The 18,365-nt window shown below is 41.0% G+C and carries 11 protein-coding genes and 3 pseudogenes; 9 read left to right on the top strand and 5 right to left on the bottom strand.

The window, feature by feature from the left end:
• Positions 1–9: 9 nt before the first annotated feature.
• The 5 genes from VB693_RS21775 (at position 10) to VB693_RS21755 (ending at position 7,429) form a co-directional block, all read left to right on the top strand.
• The gene (locus tag VB693_RS21775; protein WP_323268085.1) at positions 10–2,160 is read left to right on the top strand and encodes a peptidase domain-containing ABC transporter; all 2,151 of its coding nucleotides are present in this window, start codon (positions 10–12) and stop codon (positions 2,158–2,160) included.
• A gap of 180 nt (positions 2,161–2,340) precedes the next feature.
• A complete protein-coding gene (locus tag VB693_RS21770) occupies positions 2,341–3,753 on the top strand; it encodes an HlyD family efflux transporter periplasmic adaptor subunit (protein WP_323268084.1) in 1,413 nt (470 codons plus the stop codon).
• Positions 3,754–3,874: 121 nt separating this feature from the next.
• Positions 3,875–4,534 (top strand): hypothetical protein, encoded by a 660-nt coding sequence (locus tag VB693_RS21765; protein ID WP_323268083.1) that lies wholly within the window; start codon positions 3,875–3,877, stop codon positions 4,532–4,534.
• A gap of 238 nt (positions 4,535–4,772) precedes the next feature.
• A complete protein-coding gene (locus tag VB693_RS21760; protein WP_323268082.1) occupies positions 4,773–5,450 on the top strand; it encodes a response regulator transcription factor in 678 nt (225 codons plus the stop codon).
• 95 nt (positions 5,451–5,545) lie between these two features.
• Positions 5,546–7,429, top strand: a complete 1,884-nt coding sequence (locus VB693_RS21755; RefSeq protein WP_323268081.1) for a CHASE2 domain-containing protein — start codon at positions 5,546–5,548, stop codon at positions 7,427–7,429.
• A 73-nt stretch (positions 7,430–7,502) separates the two neighbouring features.
• Here VB693_RS21755 and VB693_RS21750 read toward each other — a convergent pair whose 3' ends face one another.
• The 4 genes from VB693_RS21750 to VB693_RS21735 all read right to left on the bottom strand — a co-directional run bounded on the left by VB693_RS21750 (position 7,503) and on the right by VB693_RS21735 (position 11,653).
• On the bottom strand, positions 7,503–8,648 hold the full coding sequence (locus tag VB693_RS21750; protein WP_323268080.1) for a transposase: 1,146 nt from the start codon (positions 8,646–8,648) through the stop codon (positions 7,503–7,505).
• A 248-nt stretch (positions 8,649–8,896) separates the two neighbouring features.
• Positions 8,897–9,262 (bottom strand): type II toxin-antitoxin system PemK/MazF family toxin, encoded by a 366-nt coding sequence (locus VB693_RS21745; protein ID WP_323268079.1) that lies wholly within the window; start codon positions 9,260–9,262, stop codon positions 8,897–8,899.
• Complete coding sequence (locus VB693_RS21740) at positions 9,252–9,428, bottom strand: hypothetical protein (RefSeq protein ID WP_190698249.1); 177 nt, start codon at positions 9,426–9,428, stop codon at positions 9,252–9,254. Before VB693_RS21740 ends, VB693_RS21745 begins: the two co-directional genes overlap by 11 nt.
• A gap of 179 nt (positions 9,429–9,607) precedes the next feature.
• A complete protein-coding gene (locus tag VB693_RS21735; RefSeq protein ID WP_323268078.1) occupies positions 9,608–11,653 on the bottom strand; it encodes a serine/threonine-protein kinase in 2,046 nt (681 codons plus the stop codon).
• Between the two features lie 483 nt (positions 11,654–12,136).
• On the opposite strand from VB693_RS21735, the gene VB693_RS21730 reads away from it, so the two are divergent.
• Both VB693_RS21730 and VB693_RS21725 read left to right on the top strand, forming a co-directional pair.
• Entirely contained in the window at positions 12,137–13,084 is a 948-nt protein-coding gene (locus tag VB693_RS21730) for a hypothetical protein (protein ID WP_323268077.1), read from the top strand.
• Positions 13,014–14,012, top strand: a pseudogene (locus VB693_RS21725) (DUF3131 domain-containing protein); the annotation flags it as partial. The gene VB693_RS21730 and the pseudogene VB693_RS21725, both read left to right, overlap by 71 nt.
• A 46-nt stretch (positions 14,013–14,058) precedes the next feature.
• Here the strand turns inward: VB693_RS21725 and VB693_RS21720 are convergent.
• Positions 14,059–15,153 (bottom strand): annotated as a pseudogene (locus VB693_RS21720) (transposase); the annotation flags it as partial.
• 236 nt (positions 15,154–15,389) lie between these two features.
• On the opposite strand from VB693_RS21720, the pseudogene VB693_RS21715 reads away from it, so the two are divergent.
• Both VB693_RS21715 and VB693_RS21710 read left to right on the top strand, forming a co-directional pair.
• Positions 15,390–15,827: pseudogene (locus VB693_RS21715) on the top strand (DUF3131 domain-containing protein); the annotation flags it as partial.
• A gap of 94 nt (positions 15,828–15,921) precedes the next feature.
• On the top strand, positions 15,922–18,365 hold a 2,444-nt coding region (locus VB693_RS21710; protein WP_323268075.1), incomplete at its 3' end, for a DUF3131 domain-containing protein.

Raw genomic sequence — 18,365 nt, 5'->3', positions numbered from 1 at the left:
TTTTGCTTTATGAAATACGATTACGTTTTACAACATAGTCAAGAAGATTGTGGTGCTGCTTGCCTAGCATCAATTGCTAAACATTATGGACGCAATTTTACACTCAGTCGCATTCGTGAAGCTGTAGGTACAGGACAATTTGGCACTACTTTACTAGGACTAAAACGGGGAGCAGAAACACTAGGATTTAATGCTCGTCCAGTGAAAACATCTCCAGAACTTTTGCAATCGATAAATGAAGCACCTTTACCAGCAATTATTCACTGGAAAGGAAATCATTGGGTGGTTTTTTATGGGAAAAAAGGTAAAAAATGTGTAATTGCTGATCCGGCTGTAGGTATTCGTTATCTGTCACCAAAAGATTTAGTAGAGGGTTGGACAGATTGGTTAATGTTGTTGTTAGAACCAGATCCGAGTTTATTTTGGCAAGGAGAAGATGATAAAATTGGCGGTTTTTGGCGTTTTTTCAAGCGTGTCTGGCATTTACGCGGCATTTTAGCTCAAGCTTTACCTCTAAATCTCCTATTAGGAGTTTTATCTTTAGCATCTCCTTTTTTGTTACAAATTCTTACCGATGATGTTTTAGTTCGCGGTGATACTAAGCTACTAACTACGATGGCGATCGCAGTTGTAGTCATGAATTTCATTGCTAGTAGTCTAGCTTGGGTACAATCTAACCTGATCGCTCATTTTGCTCAACGTTTACAACTAGGTTTAGTTCTAGAATTTGGACGGCAGATTCTGCGCTTACCTCTGAGTTATTATGAAGCTCGTCGGAGTGGAGAAATTGTTAGTCGTCTGCAAGATATTAACCAAATTAATCAGTTAGTTGCTCAAGTTGTTGTTAGTCTACCTAGTAAATTTTTCGTTGCGGTAATTTCTTTTAGTTTAATGGCTTTTTATAGCTGGAAACTGACATTAGTAGCTATGTTCGTCGCTGGGATGATGACCACATCTACAATTGTGTTTCAGCCAACTTTACGGCGAAAAACCCGTGAGTTATTAGTGCAAGATGCAGAAAATCAAGGTATTTTAGTAGAAACATTTAAAGGTGCGCTAACTCTCAAAACAACTACTTCTGGTTCACAATTTTTAGAGGAGTTAAACAATCGCTTTAATCGTCTTGCAACCCTAACATTACGCACCATTCAAATAAGTATTATCAATAACACTTTTTCTGGATTCTTCTCGGCGATTGGTAGTGTGATATTACTCTGGTTTGGCGGTAATTTAGTGATTAATCCGGCAGAGAATTTGAGTATTGGACAGCTATTAGCTTTTAACTCGATGAATGGTAATTTTCTCGGCTTGATTGCTACTGTCATCAGTTTTGTTGAGGAATTTACCCGCTCAAAAACTGCCATGCAACGCTTGACAGAAGTTATCGACACTACACCAGAAAATGCTGATGATGGGAAAAAACCATTTGCTAAAATTCTACCTGATGCGGATATTATTTGTACTAATGTTAATTTTCACTATGCAGGTAGAGTTGACCTGTTAGAAGATTTTACTTTAACTATTCCTGGCGGAAAAGTTACGGCTTTAATTGGTAAATCTGGCTGTGGTAAAAGTAGTTTAGCTAAACTGATTACTGGGTTATATCCTCTGCAATCTGGTAATATCCGTATTGGATTATATAATTTAGAAGATTTAGCTTTAGATTGTTTACGTCAGCAGGTGGTTTTAGTCCCTCAAGATGCTCACTTTTGGAGTCGTTCGATTGTAGAGAACTTTCGCTTAGGTGCGCCCTATGTGAGTTTTGAGCAAATTGTGAGAGCTTGCCAAATAGCTCATGCTGATGAATTTATTAGTAAACTACCAGATAAATATCAAACTGTTTTAGGTGAATTTGGAGCTAATATTTCTGGTGGTCAACGTCAACGTTTAGCAATAGCTAGAGCTATTATGACAGACCCATCAATTCTGATTTTAGATGAATCTACAGGCGGACTTGATCCAGTTAGTGAAGCGCAGGTTTTGGATCAATTATTACGTCATCGCCAAGGTAAAACCACGATTTTAATTAGTCATCGTCCGAAAGTAATTAATCGGGCTGATTGGATTGTCTTGTTAGACCAAGGTAAGTTAAAGTTGCAAGGTTCTGTAGACGAACTACGAGCTAAAACAGGAGACCATATAGATTTTTTAAATTCGTAATGGACTAACGTCCCGCTACGCTCTAAGCGCAGCTATGCCGCAGGCTTTACGTAATTACTTTAGCCAATAACAAATACCTTTCACATTTCCCAGGGTTTCTTTAATTTTGAATTGATTTGTCCCTAATTCCTACCTACGTAAATAATTTCAATAATCAAAGCAGATTACTATAGGTGAAATATGCTGTATATTCAGAATCAAAAAATACTGACAGCACCCCAAGAAGATGATTTTTTACCTCCTGTTAGCATTTGGACATCTTTAGTAGGAATTTTATTGGTAGGAACTGTTGGGACAGCGATCGCACTTTCGGCTTGGATTAAATATGATGTCGTTGTCCGAACTGCTGCTACTGTCAGGCCTGTGGGTGATGTGCGCCTAGTACAACCGGAAATGGAGGGGACGGTTGAGAGTGTGCTGGTGAGGGAAAATCAAATTGTTAAGCGGGGTGATGCGATCGCGCGTTTGGATACAGATCAATTACAAATCAAACAAAGTCTATTACAAAGCAATATTCAACAGGGTAAATTACAACTCATCCAAATTGATGCCCAAATCAGCACGCTAGATACTCAAATACTCGCTGAAGCTAGGTTAATTGAACGTACAATTGCATCCGCCCAAGCAGATTTAACGCGTAACCAACGAGATTACCAAGAACGACAGATTACTACTTATAGTGAATCTCTGGCTGCTGAAGCGGGGTTGCAAAAAGCCCTAGCCAACTTGCAAAAAGCCCAAGCTGATTTAGAATTTGCTGAAGTAGATCGCGATCGCTACCAGCAGTTAACGGAAATAGGTGCGATTGGTAGGCGAGAATACGAACAGAAAAAACTCGTTGTAGAACAGACTAAAGCCTTTCTAGCAGCTGAAAAACAAGCTGTCGAAATTGCCCAAGCCCAATTGCAATCCGCAAAAGCAGCAGTAAACCCCAGTAACGCAACAGTAGCGATCGCCACGGAACGCATCGCCCAGGAACGTGCTAGGGGCGAGGCTAGCATGGCTACGCTAAATAAAGAAAAACAAGCTCTCCAGCAGCGTAGAGTAGAAATGCAAGCCCAATTCAATCAATATCAAAAAGAACTACAACAAGTAGCAAGACAATTACAAAGCAGTATTATTCGCGCCACTAGCGATGGTGTAATTCTCAAGTTAAATTTACGCAACCCTGGCCAAGTGGTACGCGCAAGTGAACCAATAGCAGAGATTGTTCCCCAAAATACTCCTTTAGTAATCAAAGCCATGATTCCCACCGCAGACATTAAAAAAGTAGACGTAGGGCAGAAAGTACAACTGCGCGTTGATGCTTGTCCCTACCCTGATTATGGAACTCTCCAGGCTGTAGTCAGTGCCATTTCTCCAGATGCGATCGCACCACAGCGCAATGATACCAGTACCAGTGCAAGTAATGCTGTAACCCCGGCAGGGGGCTATTTTGAGGCAACAATTCAACCAGAAAATCTCAAATTTGGCAATGGCGATCGGCAATGTTACATCCAATCAGGTATGAATGCCAACGCCAACATCATTTCTCAACAAGAAACAGCATTACAATTCATACTCAGAAAAGCCAGATTAGTTACTGATTTATAAATCGGCATAAGACATTAGTTTTCGTCCCCAGTCCCCAGTCCCCAGTCACCTGTCCCCTCTCACCTGTCACCTGTCCCCTGTCACCTATAACCTGTCCCCAGTCCCCAGTACCCTATAAGCTATGACCCTTGTTAAATTTCTGCCATCTTATCAGAGAATTCAACAAGCATTGCAATGGTGGTCTTCTAGACAGTCAATAAAGCTTTTTCTCGAAGCTGAGAAAATTCGGGATGATTTATTGCAAGAAGCCTTTACAATTCGTCGCAATTTAGATGTGTTAACGACGGATAATTTAAATTTATCCAGCAACAAAACTCAGGAATATCTTAGACAAATTGATAATTTCCACAATTCTTTAGTACAATTAAGCAACCGCTTATTTCCTGAATCTCTACAAGATAGTTTTCCATTAGCTATTGAGTGCTTAATAGAACCTTGGCTAGCAATTAATCCACATCTATATTTTCATCTTGATTTGCCAGTTTATTGGCGACATGAGCAAGCATCACATAGTTTGATTGTCTTATCAACTTTAGAGGAATTACTGACAATCACTCTACCCCATATTTTAACTCAAATTACAATTTGTATTAGTTTAAAGCAGCAAAAAAATATGGGGCAGTTAAACATACAGATTAACTATCCTGATATCACTACATTTGTTTGCCATACAAGCTTACCAGAATTAGATTATCTTTGTGATACTTTCCAATTTTTAACTTCAGGTAGATGTTTTTATCGTACTAGTCATCACAAAGTAGTTTGGTATTTATTTTGGTAACTATTGTCCTAAAAATTTTTGTATCTCACCTGGAAATGCTCTCTACACAATCATTTCATCGATAGAATAATCTCACTAGGTAATTTTGAAAATAAAAAATCGAAAATTTGATAGTTACATTTCCTTCTTTTTGAGTTAAATCCAAAAAATGCGCTGCGTCCGCTACTCTTTCCCTACGGGACGCTCCGCGAATAGAGACGCCATCGTAAATCCAAAATTGTTTAGCAGGGTGTTAATTATGAAACAAACATTAAATGAAAAAGCACTCCTGAAAATTTTAGTCATTGATGATCATGAATCTGTTTTAAGTGGAACAGTAGAATTACTCCGAAAAAATTATTTAGATGCAGAAATTATCACGGCTATAAACGCTTATTATGCACTAGAACAAGTAAGTATTTTACAGCCTGATCTTGTAGTTATGGATCTGTCTATTCCTAAAAATATGGGAGTGACAGCGCGGCCTGATACGGGCGTGCAACTCCTCAGAACATTGATGAAAAATTATCCCGATTTAAATATTGTTGTACAAAGCGCACATATCAGAACATTAGTCAGAATTAAACCGGAAGTTGATACTCATAAAGGAGGTTTTACTGTTGCGGATAAAAGTCTTTCTACTCAAGAAATGATAACTAGAGTTGATTGGGCATTACAAGGATTAACTCACACGAAAGATATCAAAAGTATTCATTCGGGATTAGAAATTAAACCAGAGTGGCTGAAGGTCTTAAGTTTAGCATTTGATGAAGGCTTACAAGATAAAGCGATCGCAGAAAGAATGTCTATTTCTGAAAGAATGGTACGTCATTACTGGAGTAAGCTGCAAGATGCTTTAGATATTTATCCCGATCATGGTAAAAATATTCGCATTCAAACAGAAATGCGGGCTAGAGCAGAAGGGTTAATTGATTAGGGACAAATCAAGTCAAAAAAATATTTCTTGTCCCTGTCCCCTGTCACCTGTCCCCTATCCCCTTTACCTATCACTAAAGACTGGAGAATTAACTTATGCCTCCTGGACTTTGGAATATTATCAAAGCAGAAATTGCTATGTGGCGTGTGGGAATATTACCAGGATGTGTAGTCATTTTTCTAGTAATATTAGCTCGTAACCTGGGTTTAATTCAGTCTTTAGAATGGCTAGCATTTGATAATTTTCTGCGTGTGCGTCCAGAAGAAACTATTGATGAAAGAATTGTCATTGTAGGAATTAATGAAGAAGATATTCGTCGTCATAATGACTATCAAATAGAGTCTTTCATTTCCGATCGCGATTTAGCTGCGCTGTTATTAAAATTGCAGACATATCAACCTAGAGTTATTGGTTTAGATATTTATCGAGATTTACCAGTTAAACCTAGTGATGGTCAACTAGCAACCGTTTTGCAACAATATCAAAACATAATTGCTATTGAAAAAGTCTTACCAGAACCAATTCCACCCCCGCCAAACTTACCTCCAGAACAAATTGGTTTTGCCGACCAAATTACTGATATTGACGGTAAATTAAGACGAATTTTATTAGGCACACCAACATCTAGTGGCTACAAATTATCCTTGTCTGTGAGATTAGCATCAGCTTATTTAGCCCATCATAATATTTTCTTAGAAAATGGCATTCGCGATCGCGCTGCTATGCGATTCGACAAAACTGAACTACCCCGCTTTTTACCCAATTCTGGGGGATATATCCGCACAGATGCAGGCGGAGTCCAGGTATTGCTCAATTTTCGTAGTGGTCGCGCCAGATTTCGCACTTTATCGGGGAATGACATCAAAAGTGGTAAAATCAACCCAGAATGGATACGCGATCGCATCGTGATTATTGGCATCACCGCCCCCAGTCGTAAAGATTTTATTACCACTTCGGCTACTCCATCCACACAACCCGCCAAAGGGCGAGTTTATGGAGTAGAAATGCAAGCCCATGCTGTCAGTCAAATTACTAGTTCCGTCCTTGATGGTAGACCGCTATTAAACACCTGGGATGATCACTGGGAATATATATGGATTTTCGCCTGGGGTTTTGGCGGAATTGCTATTGCTAGACTAACTAAATCTCCCTTGATCAATTTGATAGTTGTTATTTTAGTTAGTTGTGCCTTGGTATTTATTAGTTATGTCTGCTTAATTTTGGGTTGGTGGCTGCCAGTCATTCCCGCAATTTTGGTATTAATTATAAATGGCATGGAACTCACAGCTTTATATCAATATGATCAAGCTTTACGTTCAGGAATAAAAATTCGTCAAGCTATTATAGAAAGCACATTTGAAACAATTCATAATGGACCTTTGCAAAGTCTTGCCAAAGTTTTGCAACTGCTACGAGGTCAAGATAAATCGACAAAAGAACTACTTCCAGAAATAGAAAAGGAACTAGAAAAATTAAACTACGAATTAAGAGGAATTTATGACTATTTACAGCAGGAATCCTTAGATAAAGATACAAGTCTTTATTTAGGGAATAATCTGGTATTAAATTTACAAGAACCTCTGCACGATATTCTCTATCAAGTTTATAGTTATACTTTAGAACGAAATTTTCCCTGTTTTAAACATATTCGAGTTAAAATTCGCAGCTTTGAACCTTTAGATGAGCGATATTTAAACATCGAACAAAAGCGTGGAATTTGTAGATTTTTAGAAGAAGCTTTGTGTAATGTTGGTAAGCACGCCACAGGTGCAACCCGCCTGCAAGTTACTTGTGCTGCATTGGACGGCTGGTACACTTTGGCTGTGATTGACGATGGTTTAGGAGTAAATTCTGCTAAACAAGGCCGGGGAACGCAACAGTTTATTAATTTAGCAAAACAACTGCAAGGAAAATTTCAGCGATCGCCCCTGTCCCCTCATGGCACTATTTGTCAATTATCTTGGCGAATGGATAGTTGACACTCACCGCAATAAATTGACGGCGATTCTAGCGGTTGTCCAAGTGAGGGATAAATCCACTCACTTGGACAGTTCACACTAATAGGGGACTGTCATTGACCCCACCCTCTGCATCGACTGTACCCATTGCAGATACAGCTTCCTGAAGACCCAGAGGGCATGAAAAACCTATCCACTGACCTATATTACTGGCCGCATTAAAATCAGCATTACACCTATACCCGTCATAGCCTCTAAACCAATTCCCATTTCTCACACCCAGCACTCCGTTGCGGTGGTCAGTTTTACTAGTGTATGGGGCAGGTATGGATTCAACGGGTACACCCGCACGAATTGCTTTGTATCGAGTGAACAATTCCAGCTGATAGAACGCCCATGTATCGCGGTTGTTTGCAGCGTCAGATTTAGTTTTCTGTTTCTGCTTCATCGTCTGACGACACCCAGACAAATCTTCAAACCGCAACCCCATTCCAAAGTCACTGGCGAACTGCACCAACTGCTTTGAAATCACATGGTTAATATGGGTCATGATACGTCTTTCACGTTGCTCTAGTCGCTTCACTTCCTTCAGCTGTTTGGCTTGTTGTAACTTGCGGCGAGTGCGTTGAAACTGTCTTCTTAGTGCCTTAACTCGTCCGCCCCGCCAAAACTTACCAAAACCATTAGGCAGTGCCGCAACAGCAATATTTGTTTGTCCTCTGTCTACTCCCATCCAGCCTTTGACTAATTGTGGTACAGCAACTTGCATTGACACACTAATCAGTGCGTACCAAATTCCTTTTTTAGATTTGTATAACTTGAGAGAACCTAATTTAGCCTCTCCCGAAATCACTTTATCTAAAACATCAGTATGCGAACCTTGGTGAATAGATAGAGGTATTCGCCCTTTCCGTCCTCTCAATAAATTGAAAGCAACGGTGTAGAAATTGCCTTGCTTAGATATCTCGAAATTTTGATTATTAGTTTCTAGCCAAACTCGCTTAAATCGCTGGACTTTTGTTTTTGCGTTTGTATTACGAATAGTTTGGTTAATCCAAGCTGAACCTATTTCTACATGGCGAAAGGCAGAACTTGTCAACTTAGCACGTTCTTTTTTATCGATTAAAAGCAAGTCGTTAGCCACTTGAGTATTGATGGTAGTTAGCCTTTCAAGCTCAAGGGCTTTTACTTGATTTAGTCGATAAAAAGGTAGTTTTAATGTTAAGGTTAGTTCTGACATGACTGTATCTTACAATATCTGTAAGATAAGGACAAATTCATTTGTCCTGTTCGCTTATATCCCCCGGTTAAAAACACGGGGGCTTTACGCATCACTCTCGTAATGGGGATTGGATATGGGGTAATGAATCAGTTGTTAGACCTGCCTTGAAAATAGGGAGTGGGGAGTAGGGAAAATAATAGGTTCTGAAATAATAGGATTTCTGGCAATTATTTAGTGCGTTCTCCGCTCTTTTAGTAGTAAAACTTTTAAAAAGTGGTATCCGGATCAACCGCACTATCCTGCTGCACCCCGCCGGCTAAATCTAATACAAAAATCAGAGCTTGCTTGATTTCAAGCATCGTTTCGTCTGACAACTCTCCTAATTTGCGCTCTAGTCTTGCCGCAGAAATTGAGCCTAAACCTTGTAAATTGGCAACAGAACCCTGTCGGAGAAAAGACACATTGGGCAGTTTAACTTCGTAGGTACTCCCTCGATTTTGTGTCGTCACAGGTATGTAGAGAATTAAAGCGCGAGGTGGATTTGGATCATAACGAGACACAATGACAATGGGACGCGTCTTAGCTGCAAGTCCTAAATCTACTAGCCATACTTCACCAGGTTTAGGGTTCATCAATCAGATCCAATACTTCTTGTTCAACTACTCTAGAGCGAAGAATATCTAGAGCATCTTGGTCTGCCAATTCAATGATTTCTACAAGGCACTGGCGTACCTGTTCAACAATATCAGGTTTCCATTGGCGCAGTTTGATGTCAAGTTCTTGAACTAAAGCATCCATATCAAATTCTGACAACGAATATTATCTCTATTTTATCTGAATAGAGCCAGAGAACTCCCGGTACAGCCACAAACTTACCGGGAGACGGCATTTGCTACAAGTCGGCCTAGCCGCTCAACGCGCGGCCTTATGAATTGCGACCAATATAAATTATTGATTTCCAATTCGCCTCTAAGTATTTAATTACCCACACGCCAAACTCTGATAGTGTTATCTTCACTACCACTAACGAGACTTTGACCGTCAGGTGTAAAAACGACGGATGTAACTGTGTTTTCATGCCCAACGAGGGTACGAATTTCTTCACCAGTCTCTAAATTCCAGAGTTTGATGGTGCGATCGCGGCTAGCACTGGCGAGGGTGTTACCATCAGGACTAAAGGCAATAGCCGTAACTGTTTCCGTACTACCTTGGAGGGTGCGGAGTCTTGTACCTTCGTCTAAATTCCAGATTTTGATGGTGCGATCGCGGCTAGCACTGGCGAGGGTGTTACCATCAGGACTAAAGGCAATTGATGTCACTGTCTCGCCACTACCTGCAATTGTGCGGATGAGAGATTCAGCTTGTAAATTCCAGATTTTGATGGTTTTATCAAAACTACCACTAGCAATAGTTACATTATCGGCACTGATAGCAACTGAACGTATCCAAAATCTATGACCTCTGAGTGAAGTGATTAATCTGCCGTTAGCTAGATTCCAGACTTTGATAGTTTTATCGTCACTGCCACTCACTAAGGTTTTACTATTGGAACTGATAGCTAAAGCATGAATTGCATCGCTATGGGCGGCTAAGGTGTGAATTACCTGACGAGTTTTCAAATTCCAGATTTTAATGGTGTTGTCATCACCACCACTCACCAAGGTTTTACCATCGGGACTAATTACTACTACATTGACTTTACGGGAGTGTCCTTTTAAAGTAGCAATTTCTTCACTGGTGGCGATATTCCATAATTTAATGGTGCGATCGTCTCCACTGCTAGCAATGATTTTACCATCTCGGCTGACGGCGACTGAGGAAACAGCGTTTTCATGTCCTGGTAGGGTGTTGACTAAAGCCACCTCTCTCAAAGTTGTTTTTTGTGGCTGTGCTAAAAACGCTTTCCCCGGTGCGGAATTATTATGACGCTGAATCAGCTTTGGGGATAAACTGCTGTAAATCCGGCGATATTGGTCATACCAAGATTCACTAAACCCAAATAATAGAATTAAAGCCGACATTAACACACCAGTTCGCACTAAGCCGTGTAAGATTCCTAAACGTGGTGTCTGATGTACTTGGGTAGAGGGGATTTTTCCCGATGTTTGTCCGGCGGCTGGTAATGCAAGCTGCTGTTTCGGAGTGATATCTTGCAGGGCTTCATCGGCTGATTGGTAGCGGTCTTTGAGGTCTTTTTGCAACAGTTTATCCAGCACAAAATCCAACTCTGGATTAATTGGACGATGCAAATATTTCCGCCAATTAGTTACCCAACCATAGCCGTGTTCCATCCACAATTGGAAGGGCGAAACTCCCGTTAAAAGGTGAAAGCAGGTAGCCCCCAAGGCGAATAAATCACTAGCTGCATAAGCCTTACCATCCCGGATTTGTTCTAAGGGTGAGTAACCGTGTGAACCAATCGATGTCCCAAAATTCTGGGCTTTGGCGGTTAATTGCTTAGAAGAACCAAAATCGATGAGATTTAATCGCCCATCACTGCGACAACGGATAATATTTTCTGGTTTGATGTCACGATGAATTACACCGCGATCGTGAATAAATTTCAGGACAGGTAGTATATCTAAGAGAATGGCTTGGATTTCTCCTGGCCTATAGTTTTTCCGGTGCTGCAACTCCTTTAATAAGTTCTGTCCATTGATAAACTGTTGTACTAAATACAAGCAGTTGTCTTGTTCAAAGTAAGCCAGCAGTGTGGGAATTTGGAGGTGTTCTCCTAGTTCTTGTAATCGTTTGGCTTCTTCAGCAAACAACTCTACTGCTTTTTTTTGTGACCAAGTTCCTTGAAATTTTGGTGCTAATTGTTTAATGACACAATGTTCATTTAATTTATCTTTATCTTCTGATAGATAGGTTCTACCAAATCCTCCTTCATCAGAAAGCACTCGAATGACACGGAAGCGATTTCTTAACAGTGATACTAAAGGAGTACCACAACTTTGACAAGACTTTTTTCCATCTGAATTATGAGGATTTAGGCAATCTGGATTTAAGCAGCAGATCATGTTCTGATAAGTGTGGCTGCATGACAAATTATGTTAAGTTAACCCCGTAAATTCCCTGAATGTAGAGTAGCTCTTGTGTATTTTTAGTAAATCACACTGGTATGAATAATTGGGGTTTTATTTATCCGGTAAATCTTGGTAAATGCTAGTACAAAAGTCAGGAGGTAAAAGTATTTTCCTGAGCAGGATTTCCTTTACCTAAATCATTATTCTCCCGATTATATAATATTCCGCAGTCAACTGCCACACCCACGAGGCGATACAGCTTGCAACTAGATCGCCACGATCTGTTGCATACGGGTAATTGAGATATGCCGATTTGAACATAGTCCCAGGCTCGCTTACATCCCCACCCATAAAGGGATGGGGTTTTACGCTCGATCAATAAACTCAGTAACGTTACTAAAAGGGCTAATTTTAGTAACTTATGCCAAACTTCTGTAGTGCATAAACTTATTAGTCTTGATCGGCTACGGCATTAATATGAAACAGATTCAATGGCTGGGAGTTTGGAGCTTTGGTATTTGGACATTGTCATCAGCTAATTTACAAGCTGCACAAGCACATGAAAGCAGAAAATTGTTTTCGGAATTAACAACCCCAGTAATTCCTAGAGAAAATTTTCACAATTTTGACCTTGAAACTACCAAATTTAATGATAATAACTTGCAATTACTACCTTCTCGATTAGAGTTAAGACCTCTTTTAATTGCTGCACCGGAAAACTTTAATCCTGGTCTGCGAGTACCACCACCATTACCAAAACCGCCACAAAAACCTAGTCCACCATCAACTTTTCCTGAACCAGTTAAGCCATTTGCAGTTTTAGAAAGCATTCAAACTGACTTTCGGAATGATACCGATAATTTCGGTCAACATAATTTGTTCATCGAACCAAGATTTCAATTGCGATCGCCCAATGGCAATAAAATACTGTTCACAACAGGTTTTAACTTTTTTGAGCAACGGGGTGTGGAATCAATTACCAATATTCCTTTACAAATTGGTTGGCAAGGAAAAATCGGACAAGTAACTCTCTCTACAGCAGCAGGAGTGGATATTTTCAACCGTTTACCCACAGCTATAAATTTCAATGCTCAAGTTGAAGCTCCAATTGTACCGCCACAGGTTTCTTCTTCCGGTAAATTACTTTCGGCTGTAATACTATCAGCCAACTTAGACAAAGAACCATATAAATTTAATGCTCAAACTTTAGACAATCAAATTAGTGCTTGGCGGTTCGGTCCGAATTTATATTGGCAGATTGATCGTGATACTAGTTTATTCTCATCGTTGCGTTTAGGTAATTACAACGATGGTAATTCTGAAATTCAGTCATTTAGCAGGCTAGAACGCAAGTTTGGACAATTTTCTGTGGCGGCTAACTTATTTACTTGGAGTTACGATCGCTCTTTTAAATTTTTGGTCTAGTCGTCTTGCTCAAAATACACAAACACCTGTAATCACAACATCCAAAACTGTTACCCCTGTTATCCCTCAAGCAGACCTGGAAACACAAGCTCAAAATGTAGCAAAACTTGATGCTAACTCCGTAGTTTTGCCAGGAACAGCAATTGCTCCCAGTGAACTAATCAGCAAAACACCTTTTACTACGTCTGGAGTCAGAAAACTGGATGCAGTAGACCTGGCAACTGCGCGTCTAGCTTGGTCGTATTTTCAACGCAACTGGAATGATAAAACTGGCTTAGTCAATTCTGTTGATGGCTTTAATTCTGTGACTATGTGGGATCAAGCGGCAGCGATCGCCGCTTTGGTAAGTGCTAAGGAACTAGATATCATCTCAGCCGCAGAATTTGAGGCGAAGATGACCAAGATGTTGCAGACTTTAGCAGCATTGCCACTATATAAAGGTGAATTGCCCAACAAAGTCTATAACGCGAAAACACTTATACCTGTTAATTATGGACAATTAGAGAAACGAGAAGAAATTGGTTGGTCAGCCATTGATTTGGGACGGATGGCAATCTGGCTGAAAATTGTCGAAGCCAAGTATCCCAAAATGCGATCGCCTGTGCAAGCTGTCTGGAAACATTGGCAAGTTAAGCGTCTCACCAAAAACGGGCAAATGTACGGTACTGCCGTTGTTAAAGGGAAAGAACAGTATAACCAGGAAGGCCGCTTAGGCTACGAAAACTATGCTGCCTATGGTTTGAAACTGTGGGGATTAGATGTCAAGCAAGCCTTAGACTATAAGTCTAATACTGCTTTTGTCAATCTTTACAGCCAGGGTATTCCTTATGATCGCCGCGACGCTAGTAACTCAGGTGCAAATAACTACGTCCTCAGCGAACCTTATATTCTCGACGGCATTGAAACCGGATTTAAAGCATTGCCTAAACTCACATCTTGCACCTGGAAATATGAATGTCAAAACCACAACTACGTGTAAGGGGAGTTAGGCGTTCAATATCCAGTAAAAGAAGATACACAACTATTTGAGGGAAAATAGATTCTCTTGCTGTTTGTGCAGCTTGTCCCCAATCAGGTGGGGATGCTGGCTGAGTATGCAGATAACTCCAATGAGCGATGAGATAAGCAGTGAGAGAAAGAATCAGCCAGCGATACATACCGAGCAGAGTCCCTTGTCCAAAGCGGTGTAAACCAAAACGATGCTTTACAGTCTTGAACCAACCTTCTATCTGCCAACGACGCTTACCCCACCACCGCAGAGTAGAGGCTTTAATGGGACGGGTAGACAGAACAAAACGCTTTTCTAACTTGCCGTTATCACGCTTTAAGTAATACCAAGACACCGTAACGGGAAACTTTAAGCCAAACAAACGAACCTGCTGCCCTTGTTGATGTAAATGTCGTAAAACCCTGCCATCAACTAATTTACGGCTAATAGCTACACCTGTAACGGCATGATATTTAAGCTGACGTATACCCTCCAAGAATTCGACACTGCCAAAAGCTGTATCCGCTAAAATAATTGTCTGGAAATGTTGAGTTAAAGATTGAGGTAAACGTTTCACTAGGGATAGCCCCAACTGTGCTGGGGAAGGCGTTCCCTTACCTCGCCAAACCCGAAAATTCCTTCGCGTAGCGTCTCCGTAAGGAGAGGGAATACGCCATTTTCCTATGACCAAATAAACTACTACCAAATGGAGACCACGCTTACCGTTATAGACTTTGATTAAATCACTAAATTCTTTAAATTTGCCTCGTTTTTCTAAAGTCGTCAGGTCAATTATTACTTGTAAAAATGGTCTACGTCCTCTGCCAGATGAGGATAATGATTTGACAACTGTTTGTAATACTTGGTGGCGAATTCTCCGAATCATTTCCCTAGTTGACCAAGGATTGATATTCAGAAATCGGCTGATTGCACTGGGGGATTTTGTCTGGCTATGTTCGGGTAATGGGTGTCCTTGTGCCTCCAAAAATAACGCCAACATAGTCTCTAGGTTATCTTTTTGGTACTGCGTCGGCATCAATTCCTTTAGGCTGTAAACTAATTCTTGGGCGTGGGCAAGCATTTTTCTTGCTTTAATTTCAATATTTCACGCCTTTTCTCTCATGTTTTGAGACTCAGATGCAATCATCTCTATGATCTGAGGTCAAGAAGTCTGTGCATTCCATCATCTGTCTGTCTCTGTATTAATGATACTATTTAAGTTGTATTTATTACTAAATATACTTGATTAGTTATATTCACCTGTTGTTATAGTTTGGCACTAGTTCCTTTCACCTGTACGGGTGAATACGGTTGGTGCAAGATGTGAGTAAAGCTTATGCAGATAGGATGTTAGCTGCTCAAGAAGCACGTTATCAAGCAACAAAAGAATTAACTGCCCTGACAGAAGACAACTTAGATCGTCCGCCTTACTTTGTTTACAACAGCTTGTTTGTTAATGGTAAACCTTGGACAACGATGACAGATACTCAAGAACAGCATAATAATTTACGCTTCCTGAGTGCCAAAGCTGCGATCGGTTGGCACGTACTTTACAACACGGCTTACACTCACCAGTTATTTGATTTTGTCCAAGCCAACCTTAAATCTCAAGATGGCTGGTACAACGGCTTTTATGAATCTCTGCGTCAGCCAAATAAATCTCTCACCGCTAACAATAATGGTGTGATTCTAGAAAGCTTGCTATACAAGCAAGTTGGCAAACCGCTTATAGTTTGGGCAACAGTTAATAATTAGCAATCAACTGGCAGATACTACTTGCTTTCTTTCGCTCTGATCTGCGCGTTCCACTAGCCATTCCCGTTACTCGAATTATTTGTGCGATCGCGCTATGACGCTCTTAACTTTTTATTTATATATGCTATACAAACACCATCAACAAAAGCTGTTGAGATGGATTGCATTGTTCCTCGTTGGGACATTTCTGCAATTATTGTTTTACATCCCAACACCAGTCTTATCTCAAAATTCTAGTAGTTGTAACAATATTACTGCCCCTCTCACCCCAGAAGAACAAACTTATGCTCGTGCGGCTTGGCAATATTTTGTCAAAAATTATCAGCCAGCAACGGGATTTACCAATTCTACTGGGGGTTATCCTTCTGGTACGCTCTGGGATATGGGAAACTACCTCATGGCGTTGAATGCGGCGCGATCGCTAAATCTTACTGACCAAGCAGACTTTGATGCGCGTCTCAACAAGTTCTTGACAACTTTCGGCAGCCTAAAGTTATTTGAAGATGCTTTACCGAATAAAGTTTACAACGTAGCTACCGGACAGATGGTTGATTATGGTAACAATCCTATTGAACGCGGGATTGGCTGGTCTGCTTTGGATATAGGTCGGATATTAGCGGCGTTTGATGTGATTCGTACTTGTCACCCGCAATATAATGACTGGCTGAAGGGAATTGTCGCCAAGTGGCAAATCGGGCGATCGCTCAAAGATGAACAACTGTTTGGCGCGACAGTTCTCCCAGATAACAAAACATTACTGGTACAAGAAGGACGACTCGGCTACGAGGAATACGGTGCTAGAGGTTATCAACTTTGGGGTTTTTCTGCACCCAAAGCCCTGGCTTTTGAACCATATAAGATGGTTGAGATTAACGGTGTCCAAATTCCCGTTGATACCCGCGATTTTCAAACCACTAACGCCAATAATTACGTTGTTAGTGAGTCTTATATTTTAGATGGCATCGAATTTGGCTTGCAAGGAGAATTAGCAGATTTTGCCGCTAGGGTTTTAGATGTGCAGAAGCGGCGGTATGATGCTACAGGTCAGTTGACGGCGGTGACAGAAGATAACATCGACCAAGCACCCTATTTTCTCTACAATACTGTTTACGCTAATGGTAACGCCTGGGCAACAATTACAGACGAAAACAAACCTTACCCGCAATTTCGCAGCGTGAGTACAAAGGCAGCTTTTGGTTGGCGTTATCTTTTTCCAGATAATGCTTACGCGCAAAAACTGTTTGATACAGTTAAAGAACTTCGCAGCCCTAATGATGATGGTTACTATGCTGGGATTTATGAGGAATCGAAGCAGCCGAATAAAGCTTTAACTGGCAATACCAACGGGCTAATTTTAGAAATTCTCTACTACAAAGCTAGAGGGAATCGGCCTTTAATTGCTTCTGCATCTATCGGTACACCAACTAAACCGCCTAGTAATAATACTCCGGCTGCGACACCTGCAACTCCACTAAATCCTAGCGTTCCCACGAAAATCTCTGCGGATACTTCTCAAGTTGTAGAAGTGGCGATCGCACCTATTCCTCCAGTTGGTGAACCATCGTCTAACCTAAAACTAACTCGACCTCTAACAGTAGTTGAACGGCGTTATGCAGCAGCAGCATGGAGGTATTTTCAAGCAAATTATCATTCTAAAAGTGGGCTGATAAACGATCGCAGTGATTTTAAAGGTGCAACTCTTTGGGGGTTAGGAGATTATCTAGCAGCACTTCATGCAGCGCGATCGCTAGATATAATTACACCCCAAGAATTTGATCAGCGCACCCGTCATTTATTAGCTGCTTTAGGTAAACTGCCTTTATTTGCAGGGGAATTGCCAAATCGGGGTTATGATACGCGATCGCTCCAAGTAATAGATTACGGCGGGAATCCAGTTCCCCAAGGTAACGGCTGGTCTGCGTTAGATTTAGGTAGGATGCTGGCAGCACTGCACAACTTAAAAAGCTATCATCCAGAATATGCAGCAGCAGTTGATCAAATTGTTTTAGATTGGTCATACTTGCGGGTAGTGCGGGATGGTATTTTATCCAGTGCTACAACCGCCAAAGATAAAGAAGGGCGTACTCTGACCCGCGTCAACCCTGAAACCCGCTTAGGGTATGAAGAATATGCCGCGCGTGCTTTTCAATTATGGGGCTTTGAGGTTGAAGGTTCTGCTGTTGGGGGTGAATATAAGACTGCGTTAGTAGAAGGGTTGAAAGTTCCCATCCAGCGTCAGCGAACTGATACCAATTCCCAAGTTAACCAATATACAGTTAGCAATCCTTTCTTACTGTATGCGCTGGAATTTGGCTTAGATCCAAAAATGCGATCGCTCTTTGAGCCAGTTTTCCAAGCACAAGCCGAGCGTTACCGTCGCACCGGAACACTAACAGCTTCAGCTACTACCCTCATAGACCGCAAGCCTTACACCGTACACAGTGCAGTCACTGGAAAAGGTGAGCCTTGGATAGTTGTAGGAGATGATGGACAGACTCTACCTAAAGCGCGAATGGTGAGTACAGCAGTAGCCTTTGC

The organism is Anabaena sp. UHCC 0399, from assembly GCF_034931465.1.
In the GTDB taxonomy this organism is placed as follows: domain Bacteria; phylum Cyanobacteriota; class Cyanobacteriia; order Cyanobacteriales; family Nostocaceae; genus Trichormus; species Trichormus minutissimus.
Note: the sequence above shows the minus strand (reverse complement) of the source record. Positions and strands in the feature narration are given on the sequence as shown.

What these genes read in the sequence shown, in the direction of transcription:
- VB693_RS21775 (WP_323268085.1), top strand. Translation starts at nt 10, where the DNA reads ATGAAATACGATTACGTTTTACAACATAGTCAAGAAGATTGTGGTGCT.
- VB693_RS21770 (WP_323268084.1), top strand. Translation starts at nt 2,341, where the DNA reads ATGCTGTATATTCAGAATCAAAAAATACTGACAGCACCCCAAGAAGAT.
- VB693_RS21765 (WP_323268083.1), top strand. Translation starts at nt 3,875, where the DNA reads ATGACCCTTGTTAAATTTCTGCCATCTTATCAGAGAATTCAACAAGCA.
- VB693_RS21760 (WP_323268082.1), top strand. Translation starts at nt 4,773, where the DNA reads ATGAAACAAACATTAAATGAAAAAGCACTCCTGAAAATTTTAGTCATT.
- VB693_RS21755 (WP_323268081.1), top strand. Translation starts at nt 5,546, where the DNA reads ATGCCTCCTGGACTTTGGAATATTATCAAAGCAGAAATTGCTATGTGG.
- VB693_RS21750 (WP_323268080.1), bottom strand. Translation starts at nt 8,648, where the DNA reads ATGTCAGAACTAACCTTAACATTAAAACTACCTTTTTATCGACTAAAT.
- VB693_RS21745 (WP_323268079.1), bottom strand. Translation starts at nt 9,262, where the DNA reads ATGAACCCTAAACCTGGTGAAGTATGGCTAGTAGATTTAGGACTTGCA.
- VB693_RS21740 (WP_190698249.1), bottom strand. Translation starts at nt 9,428, where the DNA reads ATGGATGCTTTAGTTCAAGAACTTGACATCAAACTGCGCCAATGGAAA.
- VB693_RS21735 (WP_323268078.1), bottom strand. Translation starts at nt 11,653, where the DNA reads ATGATCTGCTGCTTAAATCCAGATTGCCTAAATCCTCATAATTCAGAT.
- VB693_RS21730 (WP_323268077.1), top strand. Translation starts at nt 12,137, where the DNA reads ATGAAACAGATTCAATGGCTGGGAGTTTGGAGCTTTGGTATTTGGACA.